Annotated in this window: 14 protein-coding genes; 8 read left to right on the top strand and 6 right to left on the bottom strand. The window is 67.6% G+C overall.

From position 1 onward, the window contains the following. Positions 1–58 precede the first annotated feature (58 nt). Together fmt and def are read right to left on the bottom strand one after the other, a co-directional pair. Positions 59–991, bottom strand: a complete 933-nt coding sequence (fmt, locus tag WJU27_RS16290; protein ID WP_341422756.1) for a methionyl-tRNA formyltransferase — start codon at positions 989–991, stop codon at positions 59–61. After that, complete coding sequence (gene def / locus WJU27_RS16285; protein WP_020162911.1) at positions 991–1,494, bottom strand: peptide deformylase; 504 nt, start codon at positions 1,492–1,494, stop codon at positions 991–993. The genes fmt and def overlap by 1 nt, the downstream gene beginning before the upstream one ends. Positions 1,495–1,716: 222 nt before the next feature. On the opposite strand from def, the gene WJU27_RS16280 reads away from it, so the two are divergent. From WJU27_RS16280 to WJU27_RS16265, 4 genes are all read left to right on the top strand, one after another. After that, complete coding sequence (locus WJU27_RS16280) at positions 1,717–2,733, top strand: LysM peptidoglycan-binding domain-containing protein (RefSeq protein ID WP_020162912.1); 1,017 nt, start codon at positions 1,717–1,719, stop codon at positions 2,731–2,733. A 3-nt stretch (positions 2,734–2,736) separates the two neighbouring features. Next, a complete protein-coding gene (gene dprA, locus WJU27_RS16275; protein WP_341422755.1) occupies positions 2,737–3,819 on the top strand; it encodes a DNA-processing protein DprA in 1,083 nt (360 codons plus the stop codon). 82 nt (positions 3,820–3,901) lie between these two features. Further along, on the top strand, positions 3,902–4,363 hold the full coding sequence (locus tag WJU27_RS16270; RefSeq protein ID WP_020162914.1) for a DUF494 family protein: 462 nt from the start codon (positions 3,902–3,904) through the stop codon (positions 4,361–4,363). Between the two features lie 185 nt (positions 4,364–4,548). Next, entirely contained in the window at positions 4,549–7,179 is a 2,631-nt protein-coding gene (locus tag WJU27_RS16265) for a DNA topoisomerase III (protein ID WP_020162915.1), read from the top strand. A gap of 57 nt (positions 7,180–7,236) precedes the next feature. Here the strand turns inward: WJU27_RS16265 and WJU27_RS16260 are convergent, their stop codons facing one another. The 3 genes from WJU27_RS16260 to WJU27_RS16250 form a co-directional block, all read right to left on the bottom strand. Next, entirely contained in the window at positions 7,237–8,175 is a 939-nt protein-coding gene (locus WJU27_RS16260; RefSeq protein WP_341422754.1) for an MBL fold metallo-hydrolase, read from the bottom strand. Positions 8,176–8,246: 71 nt separating this feature from the next. Next, positions 8,247–8,756: an acyl-CoA thioesterase gene (locus WJU27_RS16255; RefSeq protein WP_020162917.1), complete on the bottom strand. Its 510-nt coding sequence runs from the start codon at positions 8,754–8,756 to the stop codon at positions 8,247–8,249. Between the two features lie 71 nt (positions 8,757–8,827). Next, positions 8,828–9,184, bottom strand: coding sequence for a hypothetical protein (locus WJU27_RS16250; RefSeq protein WP_029143462.1), 357 nt, complete (start codon positions 9,182–9,184; stop codon positions 8,828–8,830). A 171-nt stretch (positions 9,185–9,355) separates the two neighbouring features. Here WJU27_RS16250 and WJU27_RS16245 point away from each other — a divergent pair, with 171 nt between their 5' ends. Beyond that, positions 9,356–10,132, top strand: a complete 777-nt coding sequence (locus WJU27_RS16245) for a BPSS1780 family membrane protein (protein WP_341422753.1) — start codon at positions 9,356–9,358, stop codon at positions 10,130–10,132. Here the strand turns inward: WJU27_RS16245 and WJU27_RS16240 are convergent, their stop codons facing one another. After that, positions 10,133–11,590, bottom strand: a complete 1,458-nt coding sequence (locus tag WJU27_RS16240; protein ID WP_341422752.1) for a cryptochrome/photolyase family protein — start codon at positions 11,588–11,590, stop codon at positions 10,133–10,135. Between the two features lie 87 nt (positions 11,591–11,677). On the opposite strand from WJU27_RS16240, the gene WJU27_RS16235 reads away from it, so the two are divergent. Genes WJU27_RS16235 through pyrR form a run of 3 tightly spaced genes read left to right on the top strand, consistent with a single transcriptional unit; the run spans position 11,678 to position 13,176 of the window. Further along, on the top strand, positions 11,678–12,256 hold the full coding sequence (locus WJU27_RS16235) for a YqgE/AlgH family protein (protein ID WP_020162921.1): 579 nt from the start codon (positions 11,678–11,680) through the stop codon (positions 12,254–12,256). Further along, positions 12,249–12,692, top strand: coding sequence for a Holliday junction resolvase RuvX (gene ruvX / locus WJU27_RS16230; protein ID WP_341422751.1), 444 nt, complete (start codon positions 12,249–12,251; stop codon positions 12,690–12,692). The genes WJU27_RS16235 and ruvX overlap by 8 nt, the downstream gene beginning before the upstream one ends. Continuing rightward, the gene (gene pyrR, locus WJU27_RS16225; RefSeq protein ID WP_341422750.1) at positions 12,679–13,176 is read left to right on the top strand and encodes a bifunctional pyr operon transcriptional regulator/uracil phosphoribosyltransferase PyrR; all 498 of its coding nucleotides are present in this window, start codon (positions 12,679–12,681) and stop codon (positions 13,174–13,176) included. Before ruvX ends, pyrR begins: the two co-directional genes overlap by 14 nt. Positions 13,177–13,178: the final 2 nt, after the last annotated feature.

The raw sequence follows: 13,178 nt of genomic DNA, 5'->3' as shown, positions 1-13,178 counted from the left end.
GCCGGTGAAAACTGCGCTTACAAGGAAATCCCGCGGGCGGCGAGACTGCGGCGACGGGTCACGTCTCGGCGTACTGGCCGACCACCAGCGGATGGCCGTGCAGGAAATCGGCGGCCGGCAGCCGCTTGCCGCCCGGCTTCTGCAGTTCGGTCACGCGCAGCGCGCCCTCCCCGCAGGCGATCACGACACCCTCGTCGCCGACCGCGAGAATGCGTCCGGGCTCGCCGCTGGTCGGCTCGACGCGAGCCCGCCACAGCTTGATCGGCGTGCCCTCCACCGTCATCAGTCCGCCGGGGAAGGCGTTGAAGGCGCGGATCGCGCGCTCGAGTTCGACCGCCGGACGACGGAAGTCCAGCGCCGCCTCGGCCTTGCCGATCTTCGCCGCGTAGCAGGCGCCGTCGGCCGGCTGCGGCACCGGTCTGACGCGTCCGGCCAGCAGCTCGGGCAGCGTGTCGATCAGCAGTTGTGCGCCGGTGGCGGCCAGCCGGTCGTGCAGCGTTGCGGTGGTGTCGTAGTCGGTGATGTCGACGACGCGCTCGGCCAGCATCGGGCCGGTATCCAGTCCCTCGTCCATCTGCATCAGCGTGATGCCGGTGCGGGCGTCGCCCGCCTCGATCGCGCGGTGAATGGGCGCGGCGCCGCGCCAGCGCGGCAGCAGCGAGGCATGGATGTTGATGCAGCCGAGGCGCGGAATGTCGAGCACGGCGCGCGGCAGCAGCAGACCGTAGGCGACCACCACCAGCAGGTCCGGCGCGGCCTCGACCAGCGGTGCGCGCAGTTCGGCCGTCTTCAGCGTGTCCGGCTGGGCCACGCTCAGGCCGTGCGCCAGCGCGCGCTGCTTGACCGGGCTGGGCATCAGTTTCATGCCACGCCCGGCCGGGCGGTCGGGCTGGGTCAGCACCAGCGGAATGTCGCAGTCGAAGCCGGCCAGCGCGTCGAGCGCGCGGGCAGCGAACTCAGGGGTACCGGCGAAGGCGATGCGCGGACGCATCAGGCGGTTTCACGCGCCTGTTTCGCGAGCTTGGTCTTGATCCGCGTCTGCTTCAGCTGCGACAGGTGGTCGACGAACACCTTGCCCTGCAGGTGATCCATCTCGTGCTGGATGCAGACGGCCAGCAGGCCGTGCGCGTCGATGTCCTGCTCGCTGCCGTCCAGCGTCAGCGTGCGCACCTTCACGTGTTCGGCGCGGGTCACCTTGTCGTAGATGCCGGGCACCGACAGACAGCCTTCTTCGTAGACCTGTTCGCCGTCGCGCTCGACGATGCGCGGGTTGATCAGCGTGATCAGGCCGGATCTGTCCTCGCTGATGTCGATCACGATCACCTGCTTGTGCACGTCTACCTGCGTTGCGGCCAGCCCGATGCCCGGCGCGGCGTACATGGTTTCGGCCATGTCGGCGGCGAGCCTGCGGATGGAATCATCCACCGCGGTGACCGGCGCCGCCTTCTTGCGCAGGCGGGGGTCGGGGAATTTCAGAATCGGGAGCAGGGCCATAAAAGTCGTGCTGATTTAATGGATTAGCGGTGAATTTTCATGCAGACTGTCATTACAAGACGCCGCTTGCTACACTTCGGCATGCAGTTGGCGTGCCGCCTTGCCAAGTCACCGTTTCGACGGTGCAGGGCATTCAAGGTGGAGCCGGTTCGTAACGATATTGAAAGGCAAACCCCCGGCAGGTTCCTGCATGCGCAGGCGCTGCCCGTGCGAGGCCACACCATGCGCAAGATTATATGCTCCCTGCTGGTCGCCCTTTCAAGCGCGACTGCCTTCGCCCAGTCCGCACCGCCGGCCATCGCCGGCAACGCGCCGGACCGGCACGTCGTCAAGCCGGGCGACACGCTGTGGGGCATCGCCGGCCTCTTCCTGAAGGAGCCGTGGCGCTGGCCCGAAGTGTGGCGGCTCAATCGCGAGCAGATCCGCAATCCGCACCTGATCTATCCCGGCCAGATCGTCTATCTCGATGACTTCGGCGGTTCGCCGCGGCTGCGCGTCGGGCAGCCGGTCAAGCTGAGCCCGCAGACCTACGAGGAAGCGGTCAAGGAACCGATCGCGTCGATTCCGCACAAGGCGATCGAGCCCTTCCTGACCAAGCCGATCGCGGTCGAAGCCGGCTTCAACGAAACGGCGCCGCGCGTCGTCGGCACTGAAGAGGGGCGCGTCTATCTGAGCGCCGGCGATACCGCCTACGTGAGCGGCGTCACCGAAAACAAGCCGCTGTGGCATGTCTATCGCCCGGCGGCGCCGATCCGCGATCCGGAAACGAAACAGGTGATCGGCTACGAGGCCGAGTACCTGGGTGACGTGAAACTGATGCGCGAAGGCGAGCCGGCCACCTTCCAGGTCGTGTCGGCGCAGTTCGAGATCGGCAAGGGCGACCGTCTGGTGCCGGCCCGTCTGCCCGAGGTCGTTGCCTATGCGCCGCGTGCGCCGGAGCAGGACATCCAGGGCAGCGTTGCACGCATCGTCGGCGGCGTGGCGTCGTCCGGCCGCCACAACGTCGTGCTGCTGAACCGTGGCTCCAACGACGGCGTCGAGATCGGTCATGTGTTCGCCGCCTATCTGGCCGGCAGCAAGGTCGATATCCGCCAGGATCAGAAGATCGACACCTACCAGCTGCCGGACGAACGTTCCGGCCTGGTGTTCGTGTTCCGCGTCTACGAAAACATTTCCTACGCGCTGGTGATGGACGCCAAGCGTCCGATCACCGTCGGCGACCGCTTCCGCAAGCCGTAAGGCGTGCCGGTCGCCAGCGACGCTTCGACTGCAGCCTGGCTGCGGCTGACGCTGACCCGCGGCGTCGGGCTGGAGACGCAGCGCCGCCTGCTGTCGGTGTTCGGCCTGCCCGAACACATCTTCGCCGCGGCCGGCACAGCGGTGCGGGCCGCGGTCGGTGAGCGCGCGGCGCGTGCGCTGGCAGCTTTCGACGGCGACGAACAGGTCGCGCGCACACTGGCCTGGGCGTCACAGCCGGGCAACCATCTGATCACGCTGGCCGACGCGGCCTACCCGCAAGCCCTGCTCGAAATCGCCGACCCGCCGACGCTGCTCTACGTGAAGGGCCGGCCGGAACTGCTGAATACGCGCGCGCTGGCCATCGTCGGCGCCCGCAACGCGACCGCTCAGGGCGCGTCCAACGCCGAGCAGTTCGCGCGAGAGCTGTCGCGCGGCGGGCTCACCATCGTCAGCGGACTGGCGCTGGGCTGCGACGCCGCGGCGCACACCGGCGCGCTGGACGGCGTCGGCAGCACGGTGGCCGTGGTAGGCACCGGCGCCGACCGCATCTATCCGCCGCGCAACCAGGATCTTGCGCGGCGCATCGCCGAGCATGGCGCCATCGTCAGCGAATTCCCGCTTGGCACGCCCGCGCTGCGCGACAACTTCCCGCGCCGCAACCGCATCATTTCCGGCCTCGCGCGCGGCGTACTGGTGGTCGAGGCGGCAGCGCGCAGCGGCACGCTGATCACCGCCCGGCTGGCCGGCGAACAGGGGCGCGAGGTGTTCGCGATTCCTGGTTCCATCCATTCGCCGCTGTCCAAGGGCTGCCACCAGCTCATCCGCCAGGGGGCCAAGCTGGTCGACGATGCGCGCGACATCCTGTCCGAGCTGCAGCCGGCGCCGCCACCTGAAACCGCCGTGGAAACGCCGACCGGGGACGGCAGTCCGCTGCTCGACGCGATGGGTTTCGACCCGGTCGGAATCGATGTGCTGTCGCAACATACCGGCTTGACGGCGGACACCCTCTCCGCCATGCTGCTCTCGCTGGAACTCGAAAACCGGGTGGCGCTGCTGCCCGACGGACGCTACCAGCGCATCAGGTAGTACGGCAGTGCGCGTCGCGCGCTGCCGGGTTACAAACCCGCCGGTAGGCACGCCTGCCGACCGGCTCGCGCGGAGCCGAATCATGATCGACGTTCTGGTCTATCTTTTCGAAACTTACGCGCACCTGGACAGTTATCCCGAGCCCAACCAGCTCGCACGCAAGCTCTCGGCCGCCGGTTTCGAGCAGGATGAAATCGAGGAAGCCATGGGCTGGCTGTCCGGTCTCGAAAGCGCCGGTGGCGCCGAGAAGCCGCTGATCGCGGCTGAAAGCCGTTCCATCCGTCTGTACTCGGCCGCCGAACAGTCGCGCCTCGACACCGAGTGCCGCGGCTTTCTCGCCTTCCTCGAAGAGGCCGGCGCGATCAATGCGCTGACCCGCGAAATCGTCGTCGAACGCGCGCTGGCGCTGGAAGACGAGGAAGTGTCGCTGGCCCAGCTCAAGGTGATCGTGCTGATGGTGCTGTGGAACCAGCAGGTCACGACCGACACGCTGGTGCTCGAGGAACTGCTGTCGGACGACGACGAGCCGCGCGCGCCGCACTGACAAGTGCGGTCCCGACGCCGCGGCGCAGGACCTGCCCGGCCGGATGAATCGCAGCCCGCATTTCGTCCGCCGGGTCAACTTGTCTTGCCTGTTCGGATTTTTTGTCCCTATCATGCGCCGCTTTCACGCCGCTTGAACCGGCGCGCATCCTGCGCGCGCAAGCCGGCGGCAGGTATCGGGCGGGCATGGGCAAGAAACTGATCATCGCGGAAAAGCCGTCGGTCGCGCAGGACATTGCGCGCGCCGTGGGAGGTTTCACGCGCGAAGGCGATTACTTCGAGAGCGAGGACTACGTGCTGTCCTCGGCGGTCGGCCACCTGCTCGAACTGGCGGTGCCGGAGGAATACGAGGTCAAGCGCGGCAAGTGGTCGTTCGCGCACCTGCCGGTCATTCCGCCCCGCTTCACGCTGAACCCGATAGACAAGACCGCCGAGCGGCTGCGCCTGCTCACCCGGCTGATCAAGCGCAAGGACGTCGACGGCCTGGTGAATGCCTGTGACGCGGGGCGCGAGGGCGAGCTCATCTTCAATTACATCGTCGAGCACAGCAAGACGAACAAGCCGATCGAACGGCTGTGGCTGCAGTCGATGACGGCCACCGCGATCCGCGACGGCTTTGCCGGCCTGCGTTCGGCGCAGGAAGTCGAAGGACTGCGTCAGGCGGCGATGTCGCGCGCCGAGAGCGACTGGCTGATCGGCATCAATGGCACGCGGGCGATGACCGCGTTCAATTCCAAGACCGGCGGCTTCCATCTGACCACGGTCGGTCGCGTGCAGACGCCGACGCTGGCCATCGTGGTGCGCCGCGAAGAGGAAATCCGCCGCTTCAAGTCGCGCGACTACTGGGAAATCGAAGGCCGCTTCGGCGTCGCCGCCGGTGAGTACCCGGGGCGATGGTTCGACGAGAAGTTCAAGAAGCCGGAAGGCGACGAGCACGCCCGCGCCGAACGGCTGTGGGACGAGGCGAGAGCGAAGGCCATTCAGGCCAAGTGCGCCGGCAAGACCGGCACGGTGGAGGAGGAGGCCAAGCCCTCGACCCAGCTGTCGCCGCTGCTGTACGACCTCACCTCGCTGCAGCGCGAAGCGAACGGCCGCTTCGGCTTTTCCGCCCGCGTGACGCTGCAGATCGCGCAGGCGCTGTACGAGAAGCACAAGGTATTGACCTACCCGCGTACCGACGCGCGCGCGCTGCCGGAGGACTACCTGCCGACGGTGAACGACGTGCTGGCCCGCCTGCCGCAGACCTATGCGCCGCACGCCAACGAAATCGTCAAGCAGGGCTGGGTGCGTCCGAACAAGCGCATCTTCAACAACGCCAAGATTTCCGACCACTTCGCCATCATCCCGACCGGCACCGAGCCGAAATCGCTGTCGGAGGCGGAAGCGAAGATCTACGACATGGTCACCCGCCGCTTCCTCGCGGTGTTCTTCCCGGCGGCCGAGTACCGCATCACGACGCGCATCACGCGGGTCGAGGGCGAAGCGTTCAAGACCGAAGGCAAGGTGCTGGTCAATGCCGGCTGGCTGGCGGTGTATGGCAAGGAAGCGGCGATCGCCGACGACGAAGGCAAGGACAAGGGCGAAACCGCGTCCGCCAGCCTGGTACCTGTCAAACCGGGCGAAAGCGCCCGCGTCAATGACATGATCGTCAAGGCGCTGCAGACCAAGCCGCCTGCACGGTATTCGGAAGCGACGCTGCTGACCGCGATGGAAGGTGCCGGCAAGACCATAGACGACGAGGAACTGCGCGCCGCGATGGCCGGCCGCGGCCTCGGCACGCCGGCCACGCGTGCGCAGATCATCGAGAACCTGATACTCGAGAACTACATGCTGCGCGAGGGCCGCGAACTGATTCCGACGGCCAAGGGCTTCCAGCTGATGATCGCGCTGCGCGGCCTGAAGATCGACGAACTGAGTTCGCCGGAACTGACCGGCGAATGGGAATACAAGCTGTCGCAGATCGAGCGCGGCGAATTGTCGCGTGACGCCTTCATGCGCGAAATCGCCGACATGACGCAGCACATCGTGCACCAGGCGAAGAGCTACGAAAGCGACACCATTCCGGGCGACTTCGCCACGCTGGACGAGAAGTGCCCGCGCTGCGGCGGCGTCGTGAAGGAGAACTACAAGAAATTCCAGTGCCAGAGCTGCGACTTCTCGCTGTGGAAGATCGTTGCCGGCCGCCAGTTCGAGACGCACGAGATCGACACGCTGCTGCGCGAGCGCCAGGTCGGTCCGCTGACCGGCTTCCGCAACAAGATGGGTCGGCCGTTCAACGCGGTGATCAAGCTGAACGACAAGCTGGAACCGGAATTCGATTTCGGCCAGCCGCGCGAGGACGAGAACGCCGAGCCGGTCGATTTCTCGCAGCAGACACCGCTCGGCCCCTGCCCGAAGTGTTCGGCGCGGGTGTTCGAACAGCCGATGTCCTATATCTGCGAGAAGTCGGTCGGGCCGGAAAAGAGCTGTGACTTCCGCTCCGGCAAGATCATCCTGCAGCAGCCGATCGAACCGGAACAGATGCAGAAGCTGCTGGAAGCGGGCCGTACCGACCTGCTGAAGGGCTTCGTGTCGTCGCGCACCAAGCGCAAGTTCTCGGCCTTCCTGGTGCGCCAGCCGGACGGCAAGGTGGGCTTCGAGTTCGAGCCGCGTGCGGCCAAGCCGAAGGCGGGCGCGAAGACGGCCAAGGCCGCGGCGGCCGATGCTGCGCCGGAGGCCGAAGCCGAGGCGCCGGTGAAGAAGGCCGCGGCGAAGAAGACGACGGCCGCGGCAAAGAAGCCGGCCACCAAGGCCACGGCGCGCAAGAAGTCGGCCTGATCAGGGCCGCTCGGCGGCCACCCGGGCTTCATGCCCGTGTGGCCCTCGGCGCCTGTCCTAGGCCACCGCGCCGTCCAGCCACACCTCCAGGCCCTGCGCGTTCAGTTCGATGTCCAGTCCCCATACATCGACCGCCTGCTCGTGCGTGAGCCGGCTGCCGTGGGCACGCAGTTCGTCCATCAGATAGGCGGTCAGCGCCGCCAGCAGGGCCTGCTTGCGGCCGTCGCCGGCACTGGCCGCCGCTTTCGCGATCGCCACGTGGGCGTCGATGCGCGACAGCAGCGCACGCCCGAGGGCCGGCACGCCGCTCACCTTGCCGTAGTGGGTCAGGAACATCGCTTCCGGCTGCCGTGACAGCAGGCGTTCGACCGACGCGCGCATCGCGACCGGGTCGAACTGCACCGGCGAGGTGGTCGGGAACACGAAGGCGCGGCCATCGACCGTGCATTCCGGATAGGCCAGACCGAAGGTGTCGCCGGTGAACCAGCTTTTCGACTGCGCGTCCCAGATGCAGTGGTGGTGCTTCGCGTGCCCCGGCGTGTCGACGAACTCGAGCCGGCGGCCGTTGAAGTCGAGCACGAAACCGTCGTGCGTCTCGATCACGCGCGCTGCGTCGACCGGCAGGATGTCGCCGTACATCTCGGCCATCGCCTGTTCGCCATAGACCGCGGTGGCGCCGGCGATCAGCTTCGACGGGTCGATCATGTGACGCGCGCCCCGCGGGTGCACCACCAGCTGCGCGTTCGGGAAGGCACGCATCGCCGCGCCGGCGCCGCTGGCGTGGTCCAGGTGCACGTGGGTCAGGATGATGTAGCGCAGCGCTTCCGGCGCGATGCCCTTCTGCGCCAGCGCGGCCTGTACATTGCGCAGCGAATGGCCGGTGCCACAATCGACCAGCGCCGCCTGGTCGCCGGCGCGGACGAGGTGGATGGCCGCCATGCCGTGGCGGATCAGGTCGGCGTCGATGGCCGAAATGTCGTGCTCGTAGTCGATCATGCAGCGCGCTCCGGGTGGACTCGGTGCACAGTATGACGCACTGCGGCAGGCGCTTCCGCCTGCCGGGCTTGCTACGCGCCGCGGCCCGCCTTGGCCTGTTCTTCCTGCATCAGTTCCTCGAAGCGGGCATCGAATTCCCTGCGCAGCTGGCGCCGCACCTGAGCGGCGGTGTGGCGCCTCTGCTCATCCGGCGTCGACGGTATCAGCGTCGGCACCGGGCAGGGCCGGCGGTCGGCGTCCATCGCCACCATGGTCAGGTAGCAGGTGTTGGTGTGGCGCGTCGTGTGTTCGCGGATGTTCTCGGTCACCACCTTGACGCCGACTTCCATCGACGTGGTGCCGGTGTAGTTGACCGAGGCGAAGAAGGTGACCAGCTCGCCGACGTGGATGGGGCAGCGGAAGATGACCTGGTCGACCGACAGCGTCACCACGTAGGACTGCGCGTAGCGCGCCGCGCAGGCGTAGGCGACCTGGTCGAGCAGCTTGAGCAGGGCGCCGCCATGCACATTGCCGGAAAAGTTGGCCATGTCGGGCGTCATCAGCACCGTCATGGTGAGCTGGTGTTTGGGCAGTTCGTTCATCGTTGTCTACCGTGCGCCGGCGAGGCCGGCGCGGGGGGATGTCCGTCGGTGCCCGCGACCTTTCGTGACGATCACTCGCGCCGTTCGATGCGCCAGCCCGGTCTGTCGTAGTCGCGGACGTTGCTGTAGGGCATGGTCGGATAGACGCTGGTACCGTACGCATCTTCCTCGATGCGTACGCCGGGTCTGGAGTAGTCCCGGATCTGGGTGCCGCGCAAGGTCGGGTAGACGTCGGTTGTGCGGCTGCGCGCGTTGGGCCGGATCAGCTCGCGCGGGTGCTGTCCTATCATGCCGCCGGGGCTGGCGCCGATGCCCTGGCCGTATGGATTGCCGCCGATCGGCGACACCGGTACGTGACCGCTGCCGCCACCCAGTGCGATGGGCGAGGCGAGCAGCGCGGACAGTGCGAACAGGGTGCGGATATTCATGGCGACCTCCCGGTCCTGCGACATGACTGGATAGTTCGAGTGTAGTGCGAAAGCGCCGCGGCGCAGCGCGCAGCCCGACACGGCCCGGTACATCGTGACGGAGTGTGGATTGGACGCCACAGCCTGCGACGCCGCTGTGAACACGGTGCCAGCTTGTGGAATGATGCAGCCATGACGACCGACGACCGCAATCCCTTCGAAGCCGCTCCGCCGCCGGATAGTGGCCCAACGCCGCCCGGCGCGGCGGAACCCGATTCGCGCAGCGTGGCGGCCGGCCAGGGCGTCGAGTGGCTGCGCCAGGGCTGGCAGGCCTTTATGGCCGCGCCCGGCGTCTGGGTGGTGATCACGCTGCTGTGGGTGATCGCCGTCGTGGTGCTGAATCTGGTGCCGCTGTTCGGCATGATCGCCGCCACGCTGCTGGCGATGGTGACGGTGGGCGGACTGATGACCGGCTGTCGTGCGCTGTCGCGCGGCGAGCCCTTCGGCGTCGCCCATCTGTGGGCGGGTTTCGGCGAGCGCATCAATCCGTTGCTGGCGCTGGGCGGCTGGTATCTGCTGGCTTCGCTCGCCATCGGCATGCTGGTCGTGCTGTTGTCGGCGATCAGTGCCGGTCTGGCCGGCGTTGCCGCGGTGGCGGGTCTGGCGGTGCTGATGGCGGCCATTCCGGCCATGCTCATCATTGCCGTCATGCTGATGGCGCCGGTGCTGATGGCGGTCTGGTTCGCACCGGCCCTGGTCGTGTTCCACGACATGAAGGCGCTGGATGCGATGCGCTCCAGCTTCGTCGCCAGCCTGCGCAACGCGCCGGCCTTCGTCGTGTTCGCGCTGCTCTACGTCGTGCTGGCCGTGCTGGCCTCGATCCCCGCCATGCTGGGCTGGCTGTTGTTGCTGCCGGTCACCTTCGGTGCGATGTACGCCAGTTACCGCGACGTGTTCGAGCAGCGCTGATCAACCCTCCAGCGCCTCGCCTGCCCCCTTCACCACCTTGAAGCGCGCCAGCGTCGCCTCGCGCGCGGCGGCATGATCGACGATGGGTGCCGGGTAGTCGCTGCCGATCACGCAGCCGGCCATCTTCTGTTCCAGCGGCGTCGCCAGCCAGGGCGCGTGGATGCGCTTCCTGTCGAATTTCGCCAGTTCCGGGCAGTAGCGGCGGATGAACTGGCCGTCGGCGTCGAACTTTTCCGACTGCGTGACCGGATTGAAGATGCGGAACCAGGGCTGGGCGTCGCAGCCGGTCGAGGCGGCCCACTGCCAGCCACCGTTGTTGGCCGCCAGGTCGAAATCGTTGAGCTGGCGGGCGAACCAGTGTTCGCCGCGGCGCCAGTCAATGCCCAGGTCCTTGGTCAGGAAGGAGGCGCTCACCATGCGCAGCCGGTTGTGCATGTAGCCGGTCTGCGCCAGCTGGCGCTGCGCCGCGTCCACCAGCGGATAGCCGGTGCGGCCTTCGCACCAGGCGCGGAACTTCTCCTCGTCGTCTACCCAGCGTACCGCATCATATTCCGGCCGGAAGCTGGCGCCGACCACATGCGGGTTGTGCCACAGGATCTGGAAGTAGAAATCGCGCCAGATCAGTTCCGACAGCCAGGTTTCGGCGCCAGCGCCGCCGCGCGCGTGCGCTTCGCGCGCCAGCCGGCGGATCGATATCGTGCCGAAACGCAGATGCACCGACAGATAGCTCGGGCCCTTGGCGGCCGGAAAGTCGCGCAGCACCTTGTAACGGTCGATGCGGTCGAGGAAGGCGTCGAACAGCGTGTCGGCGCCGGACATGCCTGCCGGCAGCTTCAGCGTCGCCAGATTGGTCGACCGGAAACCCATGTCGGCCAGTGACGGAATGTCGCCTGCCGCCACCGCCGCCAGCGCGTCCGCGTAGGTGCGCACCGGATAGGCCTTCAGATGGAAGGGCGTCAGCTTCTTCAGCCACGCGTTCTTGTACGGCGTGAACACCGAGAACGGCTTGCCGCCCTGGGTCAGCACCTCGTCGCACTCGAAGACGACCTGGTCCTTGAACGTGTCGAAGGCGATGCCGTCGCGCGCCAGCGCGTCGTGCACCGCGCGGTCGCGCGCAAATGCGGCGGGTTCGTAGTCGCGGTTGGCGACCACGCCTGCCACGCCCAGTTCACGCGCCAGTTGCGGGACGACCTCGCGGGCGCGGCCGTGGCGCACGATGAGCCCGCCTCCGAGCGCGCGCAGCGCAGCGTCCAGCTCGGTGACCGAGGCATGGATGAACTCGACCCGGCGGTCGGCGCTCAGGCCTTCGGCCAGCAGTTCGTCGAGGATGTCGGTGTCGAATACGAACACGCACCACACCGGGCCGCCGGCGCGCAGCGCGTCGTAGAGGGCGGCGTGGTCGTCGATGCGCAGGTCGCGGCGGAACCACACCAGGCGGGATGAAGGACGGTCGGGCATGCGGGATTTCCGTCAGAAAGTCGGCGCTTTGAGCGTGATGTCGCGCCGCGGTTCGCGGCCGGCGTCCAACACGGATAAAATCATCCCATGTCCGCACACGCCATGACCCCTTCGGTCGACCTGACCGGCCATTTCCTGATCGCCATGCCCGCCATGGCGGACAAGAATTTCGCACGCACGCTGACGCTGGTGTGCGAACACAACGAACAGGGCGCGCTCGGTGTCATCGTCAACCGGCCGATCGACATGTCGCTCGAAGACCTGTTCGAGCGCATCGACATGTCGCTCGAATCGCCGCGCTTCCAGGGCCAGCCGGTGTATTTCGGCGGTCCGGTGCAGACCGACCGCGGCTTCGTGCTGCATCGTCCGGTCGGCGACTGGCAGTCCAGCATCGATGTCGGCAACGGCCTCGCGCTGACCTCGTCGCGCGACGTGCTGCAGTCGCTCGGCCACGACAACGAGCCGGACGACGTGCTGGTCACGCTCGGTTACGCCGGCTGGCAGGCCGGCCAGATCGAGTGGGAACTGGCGCAGAACGCCTGGCTCACGGTGCGCGCCGACCCCGAAATCATCTTCGGCCTGCCGCCGGAAGAGCGCCTGATCGCCGCGATGCAGCTGCTCGGCGTCGACTTCGCGTCGCTGTCCGACGTGGCCGGGCATGCCTGAGCCGGTCGCGCTGCCCGCGCGCGGCACCGTGCTGGCTTTCGATTTCGGCGAAAAGCGCATCGGCGTCGCCGTCGGTGAATGCGAACTGCGCAGCGCCTCCGCACTGACCACCTTCGATGCCGAAACCAACGACGCCCGCTGGGCGGCGATCGGCCGCCTGCTCGACGAATGGAAACCCGCATTGCTGGTGGTCGGTCTGCCGCTGTCGCCGGACGGCGAGGCGCACGACATGACTGCCCGCGCTCAACGCTTCGCCCGCCAGCTCGAAGGCCGCTACCGGCTGCCGGTCGCGCTGCAGGACGAACGCTTTACCTCGGCCGAGGCCGACACGCAGCTGCGCGACGGCGGACAGCGGGACTGGCGGGAACGCAAGAAGCACCTGGACGCACACGCGGCCCAGCTCATCCTGAAGGACTATTTCGATGTCACTGCCTGACGCAGAACAACTGCTGGCCGACCTGGCGGCGCAGATGCGCCTCCATGTCACGCCGGACACCGCGCTGGTCGGCCTGCACACCGGTGGCGTATGGCTGGCGCAGCGCCTGCATGCGCTGCTCGGCCTGACCCAGCCGGCCGGCTCGCTCGACGTGAGCTTCTACCGCGACGACTACGCCCAGCGCGGGCTGTCGCGCGACACGCGTTCGTCCGCCCTGCCCTTCGACGTCGAGGGGCGGCACCTCATCCTGGTCGACGACGTGCTGCACACCGGCCGCACGATACGCGCCGCACTGAACGAGCTGTTCGACTACGGCCGCCCGGCCAAGGTCGAACTGGCGGTGCTGATCGACCGCGGCGGCCGTCAGCTGCCGGTGGCGCCAACCTACTGCGCGACGCGGCTCGACCTGGCCGAAGGCACGCGGGTGAAGCTGGCGCAGGACGGCGAGCGGCTGGCGCTGCGTCTGCTGCAGGAGCAGGAGTGACC

The organism is Methyloversatilis sp. NSM2 (genome assembly GCF_038066675.1).
Taxonomy (GTDB): Bacteria; Pseudomonadota; Gammaproteobacteria; order Burkholderiales; family Rhodocyclaceae; genus Methyloversatilis; species Methyloversatilis discipulorum_A.
This window is presented reverse-complemented; position numbering and strand designations above follow the sequence as displayed.

Bases quoted from the DNA above. Each gene is read 5' to 3' on its own strand.
- WJU27_RS16260 (WP_341422754.1), bottom strand. From the start codon at position 8,175: ATGATCGACTACGAGCACGACATTTCGGCCATCGACGCCGACCTGATC.
- fmt (WP_341422756.1), bottom strand. From the start codon at position 991: ATGCGTCCGCGCATCGCCTTCGCCGGTACCCCTGAGTTCGCTGCCCGC.
- def (WP_020162911.1), bottom strand. From the start codon at position 1,494: ATGGCCCTGCTCCCGATTCTGAAATTCCCCGACCCCCGCCTGCGCAAG.
- WJU27_RS16255 (WP_020162917.1), bottom strand. From the start codon at position 8,756: ATGAACGAACTGCCCAAACACCAGCTCACCATGACGGTGCTGATGACG.
- ruvX (WP_341422751.1), top strand. From the start codon at position 12,249: ATGCCTGAGCCGGTCGCGCTGCCCGCGCGCGGCACCGTGCTGGCTTTC.
- WJU27_RS16240 (WP_341422752.1), bottom strand. From the start codon at position 11,590: ATGCCCGACCGTCCTTCATCCCGCCTGGTGTGGTTCCGCCGCGACCTG.
- WJU27_RS16265 (WP_020162915.1), top strand. From the start codon at position 4,549: ATGGGCAAGAAACTGATCATCGCGGAAAAGCCGTCGGTCGCGCAGGAC.
- WJU27_RS16245 (WP_341422753.1), top strand. From the start codon at position 9,356: ATGACGACCGACGACCGCAATCCCTTCGAAGCCGCTCCGCCGCCGGAT.
- WJU27_RS16270 (WP_020162914.1), top strand. From the start codon at position 3,902: ATGATCGACGTTCTGGTCTATCTTTTCGAAACTTACGCGCACCTGGAC.
- WJU27_RS16280 (WP_020162912.1), top strand. From the start codon at position 1,717: ATGCGCAAGATTATATGCTCCCTGCTGGTCGCCCTTTCAAGCGCGACT.
- pyrR (WP_341422750.1), top strand. From the start codon at position 12,679: ATGTCACTGCCTGACGCAGAACAACTGCTGGCCGACCTGGCGGCGCAG.
- WJU27_RS16250 (WP_029143462.1), bottom strand. From the start codon at position 9,184: ATGAATATCCGCACCCTGTTCGCACTGTCCGCGCTGCTCGCCTCGCCC.
- WJU27_RS16235 (WP_020162921.1), top strand. From the start codon at position 11,678: ATGTCCGCACACGCCATGACCCCTTCGGTCGACCTGACCGGCCATTTC.